14 protein-coding genes are annotated in these 19,667 nt (G+C 73.0%); all 14 read left to right on the top strand.

Translation table 11 applies throughout. From position 1 onward, the window contains the following. Positions 1 to 3: 3 nt before the first annotated feature. The 14 genes from ACGF13_RS31155 (at position 4) to ACGF13_RS31220 (ending at position 19,557) form a co-directional block, all read left to right on the top strand. Positions 4 to 1,503: a sensor histidine kinase gene (locus tag ACGF13_RS31155; RefSeq protein ID WP_392881542.1), complete on the top strand. Its 1,500-nt coding sequence runs from the start codon at positions 4 to 6 to the stop codon at positions 1,501 to 1,503. Positions 1,504 to 1,742: 239 nt separating this feature from the next. Continuing rightward, complete coding sequence (locus ACGF13_RS31160; protein WP_392881544.1) at positions 1,743 to 2,657, top strand: LAETG motif-containing sortase-dependent surface protein; 915 nt, start codon at positions 1,743 to 1,745, stop codon at positions 2,655 to 2,657. A gap of 225 nt (positions 2,658 to 2,882) precedes the next feature. Further along, positions 2,883 to 3,494, top strand: coding sequence for a Uma2 family endonuclease (locus tag ACGF13_RS31165; protein WP_392881547.1), 612 nt, complete (start codon positions 2,883 to 2,885; stop codon positions 3,492 to 3,494). Then, the gene (locus tag ACGF13_RS31170) at positions 3,487 to 4,860 is read left to right on the top strand and encodes an oxygenase MpaB family protein (RefSeq protein WP_392881550.1); all 1,374 of its coding nucleotides are present in this window, start codon (positions 3,487 to 3,489) and stop codon (positions 4,858 to 4,860) included. The genes ACGF13_RS31165 and ACGF13_RS31170 overlap by 8 nt, the downstream gene beginning before the upstream one ends. A 416-nt stretch (positions 4,861 to 5,276) precedes the next feature. Further along, a complete protein-coding gene (locus tag ACGF13_RS31175; protein WP_392881553.1) occupies positions 5,277 to 6,821 on the top strand; it encodes a cytochrome ubiquinol oxidase subunit I in 1,545 nt (514 codons plus the stop codon). Positions 6,822 to 6,855: 34 nt separating this feature from the next. Continuing rightward, positions 6,856 to 7,881, top strand: coding sequence for a cytochrome d ubiquinol oxidase subunit II (gene cydB / locus ACGF13_RS31180; RefSeq protein WP_392881554.1), 1,026 nt, complete (start codon positions 6,856 to 6,858; stop codon positions 7,879 to 7,881). 4 nt (positions 7,882 to 7,885) lie between these two features. Next, on the top strand, positions 7,886 to 11,377 hold the full coding sequence (gene cydD, locus ACGF13_RS31185; protein WP_392881556.1) for a thiol reductant ABC exporter subunit CydD: 3,492 nt from the start codon (positions 7,886 to 7,888) through the stop codon (positions 11,375 to 11,377). A 119-nt stretch (positions 11,378 to 11,496) separates the two neighbouring features. Further along, positions 11,497 to 13,311, top strand: coding sequence for a GAF domain-containing protein (locus ACGF13_RS31190; RefSeq protein ID WP_392881559.1), 1,815 nt, complete (start codon positions 11,497 to 11,499; stop codon positions 13,309 to 13,311). A gap of 235 nt (positions 13,312 to 13,546) precedes the next feature. Beyond that, entirely contained in the window at positions 13,547 to 13,960 is a 414-nt protein-coding gene (locus ACGF13_RS31195) for a hypothetical protein (RefSeq protein WP_392881561.1), read from the top strand. Further along, a complete protein-coding gene (locus tag ACGF13_RS31200; RefSeq protein ID WP_392881564.1) occupies positions 13,950 to 14,354 on the top strand; it encodes a hypothetical protein in 405 nt (134 codons plus the stop codon). Before ACGF13_RS31195 ends, ACGF13_RS31200 begins: the two co-directional genes overlap by 11 nt. Positions 14,355 to 14,745: 391 nt before the next feature. Then, positions 14,746 to 15,777 (top strand): PstS family phosphate ABC transporter substrate-binding protein, encoded by a 1,032-nt coding sequence (locus ACGF13_RS31205; RefSeq protein WP_392881566.1) that lies wholly within the window; start codon positions 14,746 to 14,748, stop codon positions 15,775 to 15,777. A gap of 89 nt (positions 15,778 to 15,866) precedes the next feature. Next, positions 15,867 to 16,034, top strand: a complete 168-nt coding sequence (locus ACGF13_RS31210; RefSeq protein WP_392881568.1) for a hypothetical protein — start codon at positions 15,867 to 15,869, stop codon at positions 16,032 to 16,034. Positions 16,035 to 16,090: 56 nt separating this feature from the next. Next, complete coding sequence (locus ACGF13_RS31215) at positions 16,091 to 16,684, top strand: hypothetical protein (protein WP_392881571.1); 594 nt, start codon at positions 16,091 to 16,093, stop codon at positions 16,682 to 16,684. Between the two features lie 248 nt (positions 16,685 to 16,932). Beyond that, a complete protein-coding gene (locus ACGF13_RS31220; RefSeq protein ID WP_392881573.1) occupies positions 16,933 to 19,557 on the top strand; it encodes a hypothetical protein in 2,625 nt (874 codons plus the stop codon). Positions 19,558 to 19,667 lie beyond the last annotated feature (110 nt).

Here is a 19,667-nt window from a genome sequence, read left to right on the forward strand (position 1 = left end):
CCCGTGCTCGCCCGGTTCTCCTCCCGGCTGTCGCTGCGCGCCCGGCTGCTGGTGCTGGCGCTCGCGCTCGTCACCACCGGGCTCGTGGTCAGCGACACCTTCGTGCTCGGCACCGTACGGAGCCAGCTGGTGCAGCAGCTGGACGAGCAGCTCCAGCGGTACGGGCCGCCGCTCTCCCGCAAGCCACCGGGCCAGCTGACCGCGCCGGCCGCCGGAAAGCCCGCCGTCGCCGGCCGGCGGGTCAGCCTGCCCAGCCAGTACCTGGTGCAGTACCTCTCCTCGGACGGCAAGGTCCAGGCGCTGATGCGCCAGCCCGTCTCGGACAGCGACCCGGCGCCCCAGCTGGCCGGGCTGGACCCGACCAGGACCGCCCCCGACGTCCCCTTCGACCTGCCCGACCAGCGCGGCCACCACCGCTGGCGGGTGCTGGTGCTGCCGCTCCAGCCGCCCCGCGGGCAGGCCGCCGCCCCCAGCGCGTACGCCGCGCCGGCGGTCACCCCGACCCACGTCATGGTGGCCGTCTCCCGCGAGGACATCGACGCCACCCTCGGCAAGCTGAACACCTCCTTCCTGGCCATCGGCGGCGGCGTCCTGGTGCTGATCGCCGCGCTCGGCTTCTTCGCGGTGCGGGCCGGACTGCGGCCGCTGGGCCGGATCGAGGAGGGCGCCGAACGGATCGCGGCCGGCGAGCTGTCGCACCGGATGCCGGAGCTCTCCCCGGGCACCGAGGTCGGCCGGCTGTCGATCGCGCTCAACGGGATGCTCACCCAGATCGAGGCGGCCTTCGCGGCCCGCGCCGAATCCGAGGCCCGGATGCGGCGCTTCGTCGCGGACGCCTCGCACGAACTGCGCACCCCGCTGGCCGGGATCCGCGGCTTCGCCGAGCTCTACCGGATGGGCGCGCTGCCCACCGAGGCCGACGTCAAGCGGACCATGACCCGGATCGAGAGCGAGGCCGACCGGATGGGCGCCCTGGTCGAGGACCTGCTGGTGCTCGCCCGGCTGGACGAGGAGCGCCCGCTCGACCTCGCCCCGATGGACCTGCGCACCCTCGCCGCCGACGCGCTGCACGACCTCACCGCCCTCGACCCCAGCCGCCCGGTCGCGCTCACCGGCCCGGCCGGCATCGGCGCACCCGGCGCCGCGCCCGTCATCGGTGACGAGGCGCGGCTGCGGCAGGTGGTCACCAACCTGGTCGGCAACGCGGTCAAGCACACCCCGGCCGGCACCCCGGTCCGGATCGGGGTGGGCGCGGGCCCCGGCGGCATCTGCCTGCTGGAGGTCGCGGACTCCGGTCCTGGCCTCACCGAGGAGCAGGCCCAGCGGGTCTTCGACCGCTTCTTCCGGGTCGACCCCTCCCGCAGCCGCGACAACGGCGGCGGCGCCGGCCTCGGCCTCGCCATCGCCACCGCCCTCACCCGCGCCCACGGCGGCACCCTCACCCTGCACACCGCCCCGGGGGAGGGCGCCACCTTCCGCGTCGAACTCCCCCGCCAGCGCTGACCGGATTTCCTTCCGTTCCGCCCGAATGTCGGGAATCCGGGTGTTTTGGGAGGCCGGATCGACCGCGAATTTGTCGACTCGTCAATTCCCCGGGGAACCGGGAAGATTCGTCGCCCGATCATTGCCGGAATCCGGCATGGAGCGTCAAGAATGCGTATGCCTAAGATCGGCGCTGCCCGGACATCGGAACTCCTCCGGGTCAAGGCTTTTGCCTTGCTTTAGACCCGAAAGGGGTCATCGTGAACCTCCGCCGTTCGCTGGTCTCGGCCGCCCTCGTCGCCGCCGTCGTCTCGCCCGCCGCCGTGCTCTGCGCCACCCCCGCCCTCGCGTCGCCGGCGTCGGCGGCGCAGACCCGGAGCGACAACGGCTCGATCGCCGAACTGGAGCGGGCCGCCGCCGAGGCCGCCAAGGCGTACACGGCCGCCGTCGCCAACGAGGCCAAGGTGCAGGCCGAGTCCGCCGCCTTCCTCGAGGACTCGCAGCCCTACCTGGGCGAGTACCAGGCGGCCAAGGCCGCCGCGGTGAAGGCCGCCGCCGCCAAGGAGGCCGCGCGGAAGGAGGCCGAGGCGGCCTCCGAGGCGTACCGCCTCGCCACCGACGAGGAACTGCCCGCGGCCAGGGAGCGGCTGACCAAGGCGTACGCCGCCGCCAACGAGGCCTCCGCCGCGGACGAGAAGGCCAAGGCCGCCGTGACCGCCGCGCGGACCGCCATGGACGACGCCAGGGTCGCGGTGTTCCGGCGGCTCCACGAGGCGCAGCAGGCCACCAAGGCCGCGGCCGCAGCCAAGGCCGCCGCGGACCAGGCGCTCGCCGACGCCAAGGCGGCCCCCGAGCAGCCGGTCGAGCAGCCCACCGAGAAGCCGGCCGAGCAGCCCGCGGAGCAGCCGGCGGAGAAGCCCGCCGCCGTCACCCCGGTCTCGGACAGGACCACCGGCACTGCCAAGACCTCCTCCACCGCCGACAGCGGCACCGGGAACAAGTCGGCCGCCTCGACCACCACCCGGGCCACCACCGGCTCGGCCACCGAACTCGCCGACACCGGCTCCGACCCGGCCACCCCGTACCTCGCCCTCGGCTCCGGCCTCGCCCTCAGCCTCGGCGCCGCCGCCCTCTACGTCTCCCGCCGCAAGCCGGCCACCCGCACCACCTCCTGACCCACCCGTTCGCGCCCACTCGGGAGGAGGGCGCGACCACCCCGGAACCGCAGGACAGGCCCCGGCCCGTCCTGCGGTTCCGCCGTTCCCGGCCCCCAAACTCCCCGATCGAGTGAACCTGCCCCGTTCACCTGGTCGGCCCCCCCGGTCGTGTGCGACCGTCCAGCCATTGCTTGTGCGGACTCGCGCGGGCTGATCACACCGGACGGGGAATGGGGTGTTCCGATGAGCGCGGTTGCTGTCGAGGAGACCGGCGTGGACCTGGACCAGGCGCTGTGGGAGATGTGGAAGTCCGCAGATGTGCCCGAGGGCTATCGCCTGGAGATCATCGAGGAGAACCTCGCGGTGTCACCCACTGGCGGAACTCGCCATCTCACTGTCAACAGGCGGCTGGGGCGCGCCCTGCACGACCACCTGAGCGGTAGCGGCTACGGGCCCGCGCAGGACGGGAACGTCATCGCCGGTCTCAAGGTGCTCATTCCGGACGTCTTCGTGGCGCCCGACGACACCGACGAGATCGAGCACCCCGAGGGCCTGGGCCTGCTCGCCTCGGGAATCCCGCTGGTCGCCGAGACCGTCTCCCCCGGCGCCGAGAACCGCCGTCGTGGCCACGTCCTCAAGCGCCGTGCCTACGCCGCCGCCGGCATCCCGGTGTACGTGATCATCGACGACCACGACGGCGGCGGCGCCGTGACCGTCCTCACCGATCCTGATCCCAAGCTCCGTGACTACGCCTCCTCGACCAAGGTTCCCTACGGCAAGGAGGCCGTGATCCCGGAGGGCCCCGCCAAGGGCTTCGTGATCGGCCCCGACATCACCGGAGAGCACCGTGGCTGACCGCGGCGCCTCGTTCCGGCGGGACCTGTCGGAGTGGCGGATCGCGCTGGTCGCCTGGCGGCTGCTGGTGCTGCAGGCGGCGGACCCGGTGGTGTCGGCGGGGATGGCGGAGCACTCGACGTACCGGGCGCACCCGTGGCGGCGGGTGGAGCACACGCTGGGCAGCGGGCGGCGGCTGTTCTACCAGGACGAGGAGACGCTGCGCCGGGAGATCGCGCGGCTGGAGCGGGCGCACAAGCGGATCCGGGGGGCGGGGCCGGACGGGCGGCCGTACGACGCCGGGGACGCGGCGACCAGGGCGTGGGTGCTGCTGACGCTCTTCGAGTGTGTGGTCGCGATGCGCCGGCTGGGCGGGGACCCGTACGACGCGCGGGAGTTGGAGCTGGCGTACGCGGAGTTCCGCGGGGCGGTCGCCGCCTTCGGCCTGCCCGAGGGCGAGATCCCCGGCACCGCGGGGGAGTTGCCGGCCTACTTCGCCCGGTACGCCCGGGAGCGGCTGGAGTTCACCGAGGCGGCGCGCTACCTGCTGGGCGATCTGCTGCGCGAGGCGCCGCGGCCGCGCCGGCTCCGGTTCCTCGGCGACGCGGGGTGGCGGGCGGTGCGGCTGGTGGTCGCCGCGGTGATCCGCGAGCTGACGGTGGCGGACCTGCCGCCGGCGGTGCGGGAGCGGCTCGGACTGGTCCGCACCCGGCGGGCCGCGCTGCTGTCCGCCGTGCTGCACCGCGGCGCCGGCGCCGTCGTCCCCCGCCTCCCGGACCGGCTGCGCTACCGATCCCCGGAGCCGTCCCGGCCGAAGCGCCGCCACCCGAAGCGCAGCCACCCGCGGCGGGACGGCCGCGGGCCCCGGCTGGACCGCTTCTTCCGCGAGGTGCTGGACCAGACCGGCGACGGCTCGATCACCGTGCACGACCTGCGGGCGATGGCGCACAACGTGTGCTGGCAGCTGGAGCTGGACGAGGCCGGCGAGGCCCGGGTGTACGAGGCCTTCGACAGCTGGTGGGAGCAGCTGCGCGCGGTGATGGACGCCGACGGGGACGGGAGGGTCAGCCGGGAGGAGTTCGTGGCGGCCACCCTGGCCGGCTGCGACCGGGACGAGGCCTACCTGGAGCGCGGCCTGCTGCCCGCGCTGCGGGCGGTGTTCGCGGCGGCCGACACCGACGGCAGCGGCTTCCTGGAGTTCGACGAGTACCGCGCGGTGTTCGGCGGGCCGCGGGTGCACCCGGCGGAGCTGTCGCACGGTTTCCGCCGACTGGACACCGACGGGGACGGGCGGATCACCCGCGAGGAGTTCCTGGCCGGTTTCACCGGCTTCTTCACCGCCCGCGCCGACTCCGTCCCGGGCACCGAGCTCCTCGGCCGGGCGTAGGGCGCAGGGCGTCAGGGCGTAGAGCGCTGCAGCTGGAGCGCGCGCCTAGCACGCAGATCGAGCGGGCGCGACCGGCTCGGGCGCCTGTCAAGCGCCGGTTCGGCCAACAACTTCCGGCCATCCGCCCGGTCGTTCGTTGCCCCGGCCCGGGGGGGGGGGGGCCGGGGCGGGGGGGGGGGCCCCCGGGGGGGGCCCCCCCCCCCCGGGCCGTGACGCACCGCACGGGGCCGTCAACCGGCTGTCAACCCCACCCCACCTGCAGTTCCTCCGTAAGGATGATGGATACTGCTCCTTGTGAACGTGTTCACGTTCACAAGCGGACAAGCTTGCGTGGTTGCGCAACGGTCTACGGCTATAGATGAAGTTTGTCCGGAAGATGCCCGTCATCACGCGGGCAGGTTGGGAGAGAGGGCGACGTGGAACTGGCAATCGCTCACGAGACCATCGCGCGATGGCAATTCGGCATCACCACCGTCTACCACTTCCTCTTCGTCCCGCTCACGATCAGCCTGGCCGCGATCGTTGCCGGTCTGGAGACCGCCTGGGTACGGACGAACAAGGAGAAGTACTTCCACGCGACCAAGTTCTGGGGAAAGCTCTTCCTCATCAACATCGCGATGGGCGTGGTCACCGGCATCGTCCAGGAATTCCAGTTCGGCATGAACTGGTCCGACTACTCCCGCTTCGTCGGTGACGTCTTCGGCGCCCCGCTCGCGATGGAGGCGCTGATCGCCTTCTTCTTCGAGTCCACCTTCATCGGCCTGTGGATCTTCGGCTGGGACAAGCTGCCCAGGAAGATCCACTGTGCCTGCATGTGGATGGTGTCGCTGGGCACCGTGCTCTCGGGCTACTTCATCCTGGCCGCCAACTCCTGGATGCAGCACCCGGTCGGCTACGCGATCGACCCGGTCACCGGCAAGGCCCAGCTCACCGACATCGTCCGGGTGCTGTTCCAGAACACCACCCTCGTGGTCGTCTTCCACACCCTGACCGCCGCGTTCCTCACCGGCGCGGCCTTCGTCGTCGGCATCGCCTCCTTCCACCTCTGGAAGGCCAAGCGCAAGCCCGAGACCGCCGACCCGAAGCGGACCGCCGCGATGCGCACCTCGCTGCGGCTCGGCCTGGTGCTCGCGGTGGTCTTCGGCCTCGGCACCGCGCTCAGCGGCGACTCCCTGGCCAAGGTCATGTTCGAGCAGCAGCCGATGAAGATGGCCGCCGCCGAGGCCCTGTGGGACACCCAGGCGCCGGCGCCGTTCTCGGTCTTCGCGGTCGGCGACGTCAGCAAGGGCCACAACTCGGTCGAGCTGGAGATCCCCGGGATACTCTCCTTCCTCGCCCACAGCGACTTCAGCTCCTCCGTCCCCGGCATCAACGACACCGCCGCGGCCGAGGCCGCTCAGCACGGCGGCAACCCCAGGGACTACATCCCGAGCATCTTCGTGACCTACTGGGGCTTCCGCCTCATGATCGGCTTCGGGATGACCTCCTTCCTGGCCGGCCTGATCGGCCTGTGGACCACCCGGAAGAAGCTCTTCCTGCACCCCGAGTTCCGCACCGGCGAGACCGAGGTGCCCAGGCTGATGCTCACCCCCAGGCGTGAGCTGGGGCCGACGCTGACCAAGTGGAGCTGGCGGATCGGCATCCTGACCATGGGCTTCCCGCTGATCGCCAACAGCTTCGGCTGGATCTTCACCGAGATGGGCCGCCAGCCCTGGGCCGTCTTCGGCCTGATGACCACGGCCAGCGCGGTCTCCCCCACCGTCGGCATCGGCACCCAGATCGGGGCGCTGGCCACCTTCACCACGCTGTACGCGATCCTCGCCGTCGTCGAGGTCAAGCTGCTGGTCAAGTACGCCAAGGCCGGCCCGGTGGTGACCGAACAGCCGCCCACCAAGGACCCGTCGCTGCGCGGGCCGTCCTCGGACGAGGACGCCGACAAGCCGCTCGCCTTCGCCTACTGAGGCGCCGGGACCACCGGGGAACTGAGGATCTGACATGCAACTCCACGACGTCTGGTTCGTGCTGATCGCGGTCCTGTGGATCGGCTACTTCTTCCTGGAGGGCTTCGACTTCGGGATCGGCGTGCTGCTCAAGCCGCTGGCCCGCAACACCGCCGAGCGGCGGGTGCTGATCAACACCATCGGCCCGGTCTGGGACGGCAACGAGGTCTGGCTGCTGACCGCCGGCGGCGCCACCTTCGCGGCCTTCCCGGACTGGTACGCGACGCTCTTCAGCGGCTTCTACATCCCGCTGCTGGTCATCCTGGTCTGCCTGATCATCCGCGGCGTGGCCTTCGAGTACCGGCACAAGCACGACGGCGCCCGCTGGCAGCGGAACTGGGAGGAGGCCCTCTTCTGGACCTCCCTCCTCCCGGCCTTCCTCTGGGGCGTGGCCTTCGCCAACATCGTGCGCGGCGTGGACATCGACGCGCAGAAGAACTACGCCGGCACCCTCTGGGACCTGCTGAACCCGTACGCGCTGCTCGGCGGCCTGGTGACGCTCGCCCTGTTCACCTTCCACGGCTCGGTGTTCGCGGTGCTCAAGACGGTCGGCGAGATCCGGGAGCGGGCCCGCACGGCCGCGCTGATGTCCGGGCTGGCCACCGCCGCGCTGGCGCTGGTCTTCCTGATCTGGACCCAGGCCGAGCACGGCAACGGCCGCAGCCTCGTCGCGATGATCGTCGCGGTGGTCGCCCTGGTCGGTGCCCTCGCGGCCAACCGACTGCGGCGCGAGGGCTGGGCGTTCTCGCTCTCCGGGGTGACCATCGTGGCCGCGGTCGCGATGCTCTTCCTGGCGCTCTTCCCGGACGTCATGCCCTCCACCCTGAACCCGGAGTGGAGCCTGACCGTCAGCAACGCGTCCTCCTCGGCGTACACGCTGAAGGTGATGACCGTCGTCGCGGCGATCTTCACCCCGCTGGTGCTGCTCTACCAGGGCTGGACGTACTGGGTGTTCCGCAAGCGGATCGGCGTCCAGCACATCCCCGGGCACGACCCGGCCGCCCAACTCGAACAGGGCTGACGCCGTGAAGCCCGTCGACCCCCGACTCCTCGGGTACGCCCGCACCACCAGGGCCTTCCTCGCCGGATCCGTGCTGCTCGGCGCGGTCGGCGCGGCCCTGGTGGTCGCCCAGGCGAGTCTGATCGCCGAGATCGTCGTCCGCGCCTTCCAGCGCGGGGCGACGCTCGGCGAGCTGACCACGCCGCTGCTGCTGCTCGCCTCGACGGCGGTCGGGCGCGGGCTGGTCGGCTGGCTCACCGAACTCACCGCGCACCGGACCGTCGCCCGGGTGAAGTCCACCCTGCGGCGCCGGCTGCTCGACCACGCCACCGCGCTCGGCCCGTCCTACCTGGCGGGCCGGCGCACCGGCGAACTCACCACCCTCGCCACCCGCGGCATCGACGCGCTGGACGACTACTTCGCCCGGTACCTGCCGCAGCTGGCGCTGGCCGTGGTCGTCCCGGTGATCGTGCTGCTGCGGATCGTCGGCGCCGACTTCACCTCGGCCGCGATCATCGCCGGGACGCTGCCGCTGATCCCGCTGTTCATGGTGCTGATCGGGATGGCCACCCAGTCCCGGATGGACCGGCAGTGGAACACCCTGTCCCGGCTGTCCCACCACTTCCTCGACGTGGTCGCCGGACTGCCCACCCTCAAGGTGTTCAACCGGGCCCGCACCCAGGCCGCCACCATCGCCCGGATCACCGCCGACTACCGCCGGGCCACCCTGCGCACCCTGCGGATCGCCTTCGTCTCCTCCTTCACCCTGGAGCTGCTCTCCACCCTGTCCGTCGCGCTGGTCGCCGTCACCGTCGGGTTCCGGCTGGTGGACGGCACGCTCGACCTGGAAACCGGGCTGCTGATCCTGGTGCTCGCCCCCGAGGTGTACTTCCCGATCCGCCAGGTCGGCGCGCTCTACCACTCCAGCGTCGAGGGGCTGACCGCCGCCGACGAACTGTTCCAGGTGCTGGAGACCCCGCTGCCCGCCGCCGGCACCACCCCGGCGCCGGACCTCGCCGGCGCCGTGATCGCCGCCGACGGCCTGGTCGTCCGGCACCCCGGGCGCACCGAGCCCGCCCTGGACGGCGCCGCACTGACCCTGCGCCCGGGCTCCAGCACGGCGCTCACCGGCCCCAGCGGCGCCGGCAAGTCCACCCTGCTGGCCGTGCTGCTCGGCCTCACCGCCCCCACCGCCGGCACCGTCCGGATCACCGCCGCCGACGGCCGTCCGTACGACCTGGCCGAACTGGAGCCGGAGAGCTGGCGGCGGCAGATCGCCTGGGTGCCGCAGCACCCGCACCTGTTCGCCGGGACGGTCGCCGAGAACCTGCGGCTCTACCGGCCCGACGCCACCGACGAGCAGCTGTGGACGGCGCTGCGGGCCGCGCACGCGCTCGACTTCGTGACCGACCTGGCGGCCGTCCTGGGCGAGGACGGTGCCGGGCTCTCCGCCGGACAGCGCCAGCGCCTCGCCCTCGCCCGGGTGCTGCTCGCCGACGACAGGCCGCTGGTGCTGCTGGACGAGCCGACCGCCAACCTGGACGGCGCCTCCGAGGAGGCCGTGGTGGACGCCGTCCGGGCGCTCGCCGCCGACCCGGCGCGCACCGTGCTGGTGGTCGCGCACCGACCGGCGCTGCTGGCCGTCGCGGACCGGCGGGTACGGCTGGCGGGGCCCTTGTCCGGGCCCGCGGAGCCGGTCACCCCGCTCGCCCACAGCGGCCGCCCGACCCCCGCCCCCGCCGCCGCGGAGGAGCCCGGGGCCGAGGGCGGCAGCACCCCCCGACTGGCACTCTCGATCCTGCTCGGCGCGCTCGCCCTCGGCTGCGCCGTCGCGCTGATGGCCACCTCCGGCTACCTGATCTCCCGGGCCTCCGAGATGCCGCCGGTGCTCTACCTGATGATGGCCGTCACCTCCGTCCGGGCCTTCGGCATCGGCCGCAGCGTCTTCCGCTACGCCGAGCGGCTGGTCTCGCACGACGCGGTGCTGCGCACCCTCGGCACCCTGCGAGCCGCCGTCTACCGGCGGCTGAGCGCGCTCGCCCCGGCCGGGCTGCCCGCCTTCCGGCGCGGCGACCTGCTCTCCCGGCTGGTCGCCGACGTGGACGCGATCCAGGACCACTACCTGCGCTGGCGGCTGCCGGCCGCGGTGGCCGGGCTGGTCGGCCTGGCCTCGACGGTGGCGATGGCCGCCTTCCTGCCCGCCGCCGGGCTGGTGCTCGGCCTCGGGCTGCTGCTCGCGGGCGTGCTGGTGCCCGCGCTGGCCGCCCGCTGGTCGGCCGGCGCCGAGCGGCGCCAGGCCCCGGCACGCGGACGGCTGGCCACCACCGTGGTGGACGCCTTCACCGGCACCGCCGAGCTGACAGTGGCCGGCGCGCTGCCCGGTCGGCTGGCCGCCGTCCGCACCGCCGACGCCGCGCTGACCGGGCTGGCTGCCCGCTCGGCCGCCACCACGGCGCTCGGCACCGGGCTGATCGCCCTGCTCACCGGGCTGACCGTGGCCGCCGCGGCCGCCGTCGGCGTCCAGGGGGTGCGCGACGGGGCGCTGGCGCCGGTCTGCCTGGCGGTGGTGGTGCTGACCCCGCTGGCCGCCTTCGAGGCCGTCACCGGGATGCCGCTCGCCGTCCAGGCCCGCCAGCGCAGCCGCGCCGCCCGGGCCCGGCTGGACGAGGTGCTGAACGCCCCGGAGCCGGTCACCGAGCCCGCCGAACCGGCGGCGCTGCCCGAGCAGCCGCTGCCCGTCGCGGTGCGCGGACTGACCGTCCGGCACCCCGGGCAGCCGGTGGACGCGCTCACCGGGGTGGACCTCGACCTCACGGCCGGGCGGCGGATCGCCGTGGTCGGCCCGTCCGGCTCCGGCAAGACCACCCTCGCCCAGGCGCTGCTGCGCTTCCTGGAGCCGAGCGCGGGGACGGTGCGGTTCGCCGACGGCGGCCCCCGGGCCGTGGACGCCCGCGCGCTGGCGGGCGAGTCCGTCCGCCGGGTGATCGGGCTCTGCGCCCAGGACGCCCACGTCTTCGACAGCTCGCTGCGGGAGAACCTGCGGCTCGCCCGGCCGCAGGCGCGGGAGGAGGAACTGCGCGCCGCGCTGGCCGCCGCCCGGCTGCTGGAGTGGACCGAGAGCCTGCCCGACGGCCTGGACACCATGGTCGGCGAACACGGCGCCCGGCTCTCCGGCGGCCAGCGCCAGCGGCTGGCGCTCGCCCGTGCGCTGCTCGCGGACTTCCCCGTACTGGTCCTGGACGAGCCGGCCGAGCACCTCGACCTGCCCACCGCCGACGCGCTCACCGCCGACCTGCTGGCCGCCACCGAGGGCCGCACCACGGTGCTGATCACCCACCGGCTGGCCGGGCTGGACGACGCCACGGTGGACGAGGTGCTGGTGCTGGACGGCGGACGGGTGGCCGAGCGGGGCCGCTGGTCGGAGCTGGTCGCCGACCCGGACGGGCGGCTGCACGCGATGTGGCGGCGGGAGCGGGAGGCGGACGGGCTGCTGGAGGCCGTCCCCTCACACCGCTAGTCGGCCCGGCTGTCGGGCAGCGCGCCCGTCGGCCCGCCCGTCGGCCCGCCCGTCGGCCGGTCGTCGGCCGGTCGTCGCGCCGTCCTTCGGCTGAAAAGCGTACAAACTAGGCTTTCTCCATGGACCCCACGCCGGACCTTCCCGAGGCCACTGCCGAGCCGACGCCCCATCGGGTGCCCGAGATCGCCTCGCTCGGGCTGGACACCCTGGTCACCGAGGTCGCCGAGCGCCTGCAGTCGGCCGCCGCGGTCACCGACCGGATGCAGCGGCTGCTGGAGGCGGTGGTCTCCATCGGGGCCGGGCTGGACCTGCACGCCACCCTGCACCGGATCGCCATGGGGGCGGCCGAACTGGTCGACGCCCGGTACGCGGCGCTCGGCGTGATCGCCCCCGGCGGCACCGGCCTGGCCGACTTCATCCACGTCGGGGTCGACGACGAGACCGCCGCCGAGATCGGCGAACTGCCCACCGGCCGGGGCATCCTCGGCGCGCTCATCGACCGTCCCGAGCCGCTGCGGCTGACCGACCTCGGCGCCGACCCGCGTTCCTCCGGGTTCCCTCCGCGACACCCGCAGATGAGGACCTTTCTGGGCGTGCCGATCCGGGTCCGCGCGGAGGTGTTCGGCAACCTCTACCTCACCGAGAAGAAGGGCGGCGGCGCCTTCACCCCCGAGGACGAACAGGTGGTGCACGCCCTCGCCGCCGCGGCCGGCGTGGCCATCGAGAACTCCCGGCTGTACGAGGAGGGCCGCCGCCGGGAACGCTGGATCGCCGGCGCCGCCGCCGTCACCACCGCCCTGCTCTCCGCCGAGCAGGCGGAGACCGCGCTGACCGTCGCGGCCGAGCAGGTGCGGGAGCTGGCGGACGCCGCGCTCGGCATGATCCTGCTGCCCACCGGCCCCGACGGCAGCGGCGAGGACGACGGGCAGATGCGGGTCGCGCACGCCTCCGGCGAGCTGGCCGAGTACGTCCGCGGCGAATTGCTGCCCAGGGAGAGCTTCGCGGCCCGGCTGCTCGCGGGGGAGAGCGTCTACCTGGACGACATGTCCAGCGACCCGACCGTGGTGATCCGGCTCGCCCGCCGCTTCGGCCCGTCCATGGCCGTGCCGATGGTCGCCGCGGGCCGGGTGCTCGGCGGGCTCTGCGTCTGGCGCCCCTGCGGCGCGGTGCCGTTCACCGACAGCGAGAAGCAGCTCGCCGAGACCTTCGCCTCGCAGGCCGCGCTGGCCCTGCGGCTCGCCGAGGGGCAGCGCGACCAGCAGCGGCTGGCCGTCTTCCAGGACCGCGACCGGATCGCCCGCGACCTGCACGACCTGGTGATCCAACGGCTGTTCGCCACCGGGATGATGCTGGAGAGCGCCGCCCGCCGGGCGGTCGTCCCCGAGGTGAAGGTCGGCATCGGCAAGGCGGTGGACGAGCTGGACGCCACCATCCAGGAGGTCCGCACCACCATCTACGCCCTCCAGCACGACAACCACGGCGACGCCCCGGACACCCTGCGCACCCGGGTGCTGCGGGAGGCCAGCCAGGCCGCGGCGGCGCTCGGCTTCAAACCCTCGGTGAGCTTCATCGGACCGGTGGAGAGCCTGGTGGGGGAGAAGACCGGACGTCAACTGCTGGCCGCCCTGCGCGAGATGCTCTCCAACACGGCCCGGCACGCGCGCGCTTCCCGGGTCGGCGTGGAGATCGACGCGACCACCCACCTGGGCGAGGACGGCCGCCCGATGGGCGGTGACCCGGAGTCGCTGGACCGGGGCGGGCGGCCCGGTGTGCTGCTCACGGTGACCGACGACGGGGTGGGCATCCCGAAGGGCGGGCGGCGCAGCGGCCTGCTCAACCTCACCCGGCGCGCCGAGGCGCTCGGCGGTGACGCGTGGCACGAGAGCGGGCCGTACCGGAAGGGGACGATGGTGCGCTGGACAGCCCGACTCTGATGGTTCCAGGCCGACTTCCGACCGCTTCCCGACCGCTTCCCGGTCGCTTTCCGATCGACTTCCGGACGGCTCCCGATCGGTCCCCGGACCGATACGAGTGAAAGTTAAACGAGAGAGAACTTCCCGGCCAACAGCGCAAGTTGTGAACGTTCTGGGCTTTCGGGGCCTCCGTGTGCACACATAGCTTTGCTCCCGCTCGGAGGGGAATCCGGAGGGCAACCGGACGGAGGGGGCAGTGAACGCTGCCGGCCGCGGTCACACCGCAGCAGGGGCAAGTCGAGGAGGGTTCCGCGCCGAACGGGCGGCGGACGGGCGCTACCGCTGGCAACTGAAGGCGTCCAACGGTCGGGTGGTCGCGATCACCCCGGCCGCGTTCGAGACGGCGGGCGAGGCCGAGCGGGGCTTCGACGGCCTGCGCGCCACGGCGGCCGGGCTCACCCCGCGGATCACCCACGTACGGGAGGGCATCGGCTGGATCTGGGTCGTCCCGGGCTCGCGCGCTCTCCCCGAGGTGCGGTCCAGCCGCGCGTACGAGCGGTACGCGACCTGCCAGAACGCCTTCCGGAGGTTCGTGGTGCTGCTCTCCAAGCAGCCGCCGCGCGAACTGCCGGAGCCCGCCGTGACGTCGAGACGCACCGATGGCCGCTGAGCGGCGCGGTCCGCGGCTGCTGATCGTGCCGGCGGGCGACCGCTGTCTCGGCTGGGCGTTGCGGGCCGCCAACGGGCGGCCGCTCGGGGTCGGCGTGCGGACCTATCGCAGTGAGGAGGAACTCGCCGATTCCGTGCGGGAGTTGCTGATCGAACGGGCAGCGCTGCGATGTTCGGTCGGCCAGTCCGAAGGGCGTCAGTGGGTCTGGGCCGCCTACCTGCCGGTGCGCAGCACCCGGCCGGGGGCGGCCGACGCCGTTCCGGTCGCCCGCAGCGCGCGCGGGTACCTGCGGCGGGACCAGTGCCAGGCGGGGATCGACGGGTTCCTGGCCGGACTGCAGTGGGTGGGGCAGGAGTTGCGGCGGTCCGGACGGGACGGCCGCCGGCCGCTGTAGGTGTCCGGATCCATGACGGTCGGTCGTTCGACGGACCGTCATGTCGGCGTTCCCGGAGGCGATGCCCCCGCATCGGATCTCCCTCCGTGCTGTTCCGGTGAAGGGGAGGTTTCCGGCAACACCCCGAGCAGCCTCCTGCAGAAGAACGTCGACCCGGTGCCGAGGCCCGGTGGTGCCCCTGTCACGTGCACGCTGACCAGTGGCTAAACCTCGCTGAACCGATGAGTCGACATTCCCCGGCCGGAGTCGACCTCTCTTCCGGCGGAACCTCCCCGCCGGACAGGATCGGCACTGCCGGCGAGGCCGCAGCGGACGCGGCCACACGGCCCCGAACTCCCCAACGGAGTGCGGGTTCACGCGATGTACGTCTCTCCCCCGGAGGAAGAGGAACATGCGTAAGACCGCTGCCAAGCTGCTCACCGTCGCCGCCCTGGCGACCTCCATCGCGACCGTCGCGGGCGGCACCGCCGTCGCCGACCCGGCCGCCGGCGTGACCCCCCGCGTCATCGACTTCGTGGGCACCGGCTCGGACACCACCCAGTCGGTCGTGAACCAGCTCGCCGCCGACTACAACGCGTCGCTGACCGACCCGAACGCCCCCCGCGTCTACAGCTGGGACGCGACCCCGGTCGGCACCACCATCACCCCGAAGGCCGGTTCCGCCGCGATCGCCCGCCCGAACGGTTCCGGTGCCGGCATCAAGGCGCTGACCACCTACACCAACACCACGGTGGACTTCGCCCGCTCCTCGCGCGGCCCGCAGCCGACCGACCCGACCACCGACGACTTCGTGAGCCTGGCCAAGGACGCCGTCGCCTGGGCCGCCCCGGCCACCGGCAACGCCCCGGCGAACCTGAGCACCGCGAACCTGAAGGCCATCTACACCTGCGCGGTCACCAACTGGCACGACATCGACGCGTCGCTGCCGAACGCCACCATCAAGCCCTTCCTGCCGCAGGCCGACTCCGGCACGCGCGCCTTCTTCCTGACCACCATCGGTGGCGGCGTCGCGGTCACCCCGGGTGCCTGCGTCGTCAGCGGCACCCAGGAGAACCAGGGCAGCGACCCGGCGCTGGCCGACGTCAACGCGCTGGTGCCCTACTCCGTCGCCCACTACATCGGCCAGGTCTACTACGGCAAGGGCAGCGGCGCCGACGTCCAGGGCCCGCTGACCATCCGCAACGTGGACAACGTCGCCCCGGTGGACACCACCGCCAAGACGATCAGCGCCGCCTTCGCGGCCACCCCCTACTCCCGCGTGGTCTACAACGTCTTCCGTGACAGCGAGTGGACCTCGAACGCCACCCTGCGCGCCATCTTCGGCAAGAACGGCTGGCTCTGCACCAACGGTGCCAACGACCTCAAGAGCTTCGGCTTCCTGCCGCTGTCCGCTTTCGCCTGCGGCTCCGTCACCCACTCCTGATCCACCCCGCACCACACCGGCGGCCGCGGGGCCTCGCCCCGCGGCCGCCGGGCCACCTTCGACGACGGCGTGACGAGGCAGTTCCGTTGATGCGCAGGGCCGCGACGAGGCCGGGCAGCGCCCTCGTCGGTACCGCGTCGACGGCGATGACGGCGACCGGCACCGCACTCGCCGACCCGGCGGGCGGTGTCACCCCGGGTGCCGTCGACGTTGTGGGCACCGGCGACGAGACGACCCGCAGCTCCACCCACTCCTGAGCTTCCACGAACCGCACCACCAGCACATCACCTCTCCCTCTCCCAAGGAGTCCAGCATGTCCCGCATCAGCGCCCGCCTGGCCGCGACCGGTGCCGCCGTCGTCCTCTCCCTGACCGCCGTCAGCGGTGCCGCCGTCGCCGACACCGCCACCACCCCGGCCGCCGGCCAGGCCGTGATCACGACGGATGTCGACTTCCTGACGAACGCCGCGCTCAACGGCATCGTGATCATCCCGCTCCAGCCCGCGAACCCGGCGTTCGACCAGACCGCGGGCCTCACCGTGACGCTCCCGGTGACCGGCGGCGCCGCGAACATCCCGTCCTTCTACGGCGACGTGCAGTTCGGCGGCGGCCTGCTCTTCCTGAACCTCACGACCGGCAAGAGCGTGACCTTCAAGCAGCTCGACTTCTCGGTCGACAACGGCTACTTCACCGCGGTGCCGAACGGCTCGACCACCCCGGTCCCGCTGCTCGACCCGTCCGGCGACAACGTGATCACCCGCAACGGTCTCACCCAGAACCTGGCCTCCTCCAGCTTCGAGGTGGACGCGGCGGGTGCGCAGTACCTCGACACCAAGCTCGGTACCGGCTACTTCACCGCCGGCCAGAAGATCGGCAAGCTCGCGCTGTCCTACACGCCGGCGCACTGAGCCGTCGGGTACCGGACCGTCCGGTACCGAACCGCAGGTCGGCGGGCCCGCGCCTCGGCGTGGGCCCGCCACTTGCGGAGTTCCCAACTCCGGTACGGAGTCGTCGCGTTGTGGTCTCGTACATCTGGCCGACCGGATCCCGCCATGTCCGGCTGGCCGAATAGTACGCACGGAACAATCCGTCCCCAGCGCGATCGACGCCCTCGCGCCGCCTCCCTCGGCGGCCCGCATCTCCCGGAGGCCTCGCCATGAGAAACCGCGTACCCGACCCGAGAGGCCGAGGGAGGTGGCGCCGTCGACTGCCGGCCCTGGCGCTCGTCAAGGCCGTGGTGGCGGCGCTCGCCGTGATTCCGATCGGGTTGGGTGCGGCGCCGCAGGCGCACGCCGACTCGGCCGTGACGGTCCCGGGCCCGAAGGTCTGGATTCCGGCCACCAAGACGTACGGCCAGGCGGGCAGTGTGACCGTCTCCCAGACGACCAACCTGACCAACCAGGTCCTCCAGGTTTCCTGGAGCGGTTTCACCCCGACGGTCTACCTGGGCTCCAACGCTCCGGCCCCGACAGCACAGCCGCTGTCGACCCACATCCTCTACGCGGTGCGGATCTACCAGTGCCGCGGTACCGACCCGTCGGTGACGGACTGTTACGGCAGTACCCTCTACGGCGGCGATCCCACGAAGGGCTTCGAGCAGCCGCCCCGGCCGACGCGTACGGAGACGCCGGAGTGGCCCACCAACCAGGTGATCGCCGCCACCGGCCCGGACGGATCGGGCACCGCCTCGGTTGAGGTGTGGAGCTCCAAGGAGAGCGCCACGCTCGGCTGTGACGCGACCCACCCCTGTTCCCTGGTGGTCGAGCCGAACTACGGCGGCGACCCGCTGGACCTCTACCAGGTCCTCGACGGCAAGGCCGACTGCGAGTTCCACGACCTGGACACCGACCCGGACGGCTACACCGCCGCCGACGGGATCATGGTCCCCGGCAACCAGAACTGGAAGACGGGCAACCGGACCAGCGAGCAGTGCGCCTGGCAGCACAAGACCGTGATCCCGCTCTCCTTCGCCCCCACGGCGGACTCCTGCGCGGCGAGCAACCAGGCCTTCGGCGCCGCCGGTCTGGAGATGGCCAACCGGGCCATGCAGCAGTGGCGGGCCGGCCTGTGCCTGGGCGACTCGCCGATGACCGTGGGCTACGTCCCCGCCGGCGGCGAGCCGCAGGCCCGCGCCGCGTTCCTGGGAGGCAGCAGCACGACGGAGATCGCGCTGACGGCGCGGCCCGACGCGTCGCCGCCGCCGAGGCCGTACGTCTACGCTCCGCTGGCCACGACGGGCATCTCGGTCACGTACCTGATCGACGACCCGAACACCGGCCGGCAGATCCGCGACATGAAGCTGAACGCCCGGCTGGTGGCCAAACTGCTCACCCAGTCCTACGCCTCGCCGGGTTCGAACATCCCCTCCGTGGCCGGCAACCCGACCTGCCTCTTCACCGATCCCGAGTTCAAGCAACTGAACCCGGAGACCGCGGCCAACGGGATCCACTGGCCGACGAGCTGCGGCGGAACGCTGACGATCTACCCCGGCGTCCCCGGTGGCACCACCGACTTCACCCACCAGCTGACCTCGTGGTTCGCCGCCGATCCGGACGCGAGCCGCTTCCTCGACGGTGAGCCCGACCCGTGGGGCATGCACGTCGACAGCTTCTACCTGAAGCCGAAGTTCGCCGGCTATCCGGCGGAGGCGTTCCAGGCCCAGGACTTCTCCGGGCCCGCGCAGGGCAGCGCGGGCGTGGACTTCCAGCACTGGAAGCAGTACGAGTGGAACCCCTCCATCGACGGTCTCGGCCGGGTGACACGCAACCTGATGCAGTACCAGCCGAACTGTCAGCAGCCGAACGCCGAGTCCGACGGCAGCCATAAGCCCTGTCCCGCGCAGATTCCGGGCGTGCGTTCCCTGCTCGCCATCATGGACACCGCCCAGGCCAAGGCCTTCTCGCTGCCCGAGGCCTCGCTGCTCAACCCGGCCGGCTCCTTCGTGTCGCCCGGTACGGCCGGCTTCCAGTCCGCCGTCGCCGACATGCCGACCGACGCCGCCACCGGGGTCCAGCAGCTGCCCTACGGCGCGCCGGACACCGCGTTCTCGCGTGACCAGCGGGCGTACCCGCTGACCACCGTGCAGTACGCGATGGTGCCGACCGGCGGGCTGCCCGCCGAGAAGGCCGCCTCGATCTCGCGGTTCCTCAAGACCGTGACCACCGACGGCCAGACCTACGGCTTCGCGCCGGGCCAGCTCGCCCAGGGCTACCTCGCCCTGACCGGTGCCCAGCGGCAGCAGGCCCAGGAGGCCGTGGAGCACGTCGCCGCCCAGGACGGCAAGCTTCCCGGCAACCAGACCGCCCCTCCGGCCGGCGGCGAGCCGGGCACCCCGGAGAGCGGAAACGGTTCCTCCGGCTCCGGCGGCACGGGCGAGGGCACCACCCCGGTGAGCGGCTCCGGCGGCACCACCGCGGACGGCAACTCCGGCGGCACCGGCTTCGGCTCCTCCGGCGGCCTGTCCGGCAGTGGCTCGACCGGCAGTGGCTCCACCGGCACCGGTTCCACCGGGACCGGCACGGCCGGCGGCGCCGCGGCGCCCGGCGGTGCCAAGCCCGGCGCGAGCGCCGCGCCCTCCGGCAACGCGATCGCCGCGGCCCCGGTCGGCACCCCGGTGCCCGACCGTCCCGGCACTGCCCGGCTGCTGCTGCCCGTCGCGCTGATCGCCGGCCTGGTGCTGCTGGTCGGTGGACCGGCCGCGCTGTTCCTCGGCGGCACCCCGGCCGGGGCGAAGGCCCTGGCCGGCGCCCGCGCCCAGTGGTCGCGGCTGCGCCGCAAGTAGGAAACCGCGCTCGGCGGGGCCGCCGTTCCGGCCCCGCCGAGCGCTTTCCCTCCCGCCGAGGCAGCGCCCCGGTCCCTCACCGAGCACGCCCGTTCCCGAGCACGGAGAGC

The sequence above is a fragment of the Kitasatospora sp. NPDC048286 genome, from assembly GCF_043201735.1.
In the GTDB taxonomy this organism is placed as follows: domain Bacteria; phylum Actinomycetota; class Actinomycetes; order Streptomycetales; family Streptomycetaceae; genus Kitasatospora.

Bases quoted from the DNA above. Each gene is read 5' to 3' on its own strand.
- ACGF13_RS31220 (WP_392881573.1), top strand. From the start codon at position 16,933: ATGAGAAACCGCGTACCCGACCCGAGAGGCCGAGGGAGGTGGCGCCGT.
- ACGF13_RS31210 (WP_392881568.1), top strand. From the start codon at position 15,867: ATGCGCAGGGCCGCGACGAGGCCGGGCAGCGCCCTCGTCGGTACCGCG.
- cydB (WP_392881554.1), top strand. From the start codon at position 6,856: ATGCAACTCCACGACGTCTGGTTCGTGCTGATCGCGGTCCTGTGGATC.
- ACGF13_RS31205 (WP_392881566.1), top strand. From the start codon at position 14,746: ATGCGTAAGACCGCTGCCAAGCTGCTCACCGTCGCCGCCCTGGCGACC.
- ACGF13_RS31165 (WP_392881547.1), top strand. From the start codon at position 2,883: ATGAGCGCGGTTGCTGTCGAGGAGACCGGCGTGGACCTGGACCAGGCG.
- ACGF13_RS31200 (WP_392881564.1), top strand. From the start codon at position 13,950: ATGGCCGCTGAGCGGCGCGGTCCGCGGCTGCTGATCGTGCCGGCGGGC.
- ACGF13_RS31190 (WP_392881559.1), top strand. From the start codon at position 11,497: ATGGACCCCACGCCGGACCTTCCCGAGGCCACTGCCGAGCCGACGCCC.
- ACGF13_RS31215 (WP_392881571.1), top strand. From the start codon at position 16,091: ATGTCCCGCATCAGCGCCCGCCTGGCCGCGACCGGTGCCGCCGTCGTC.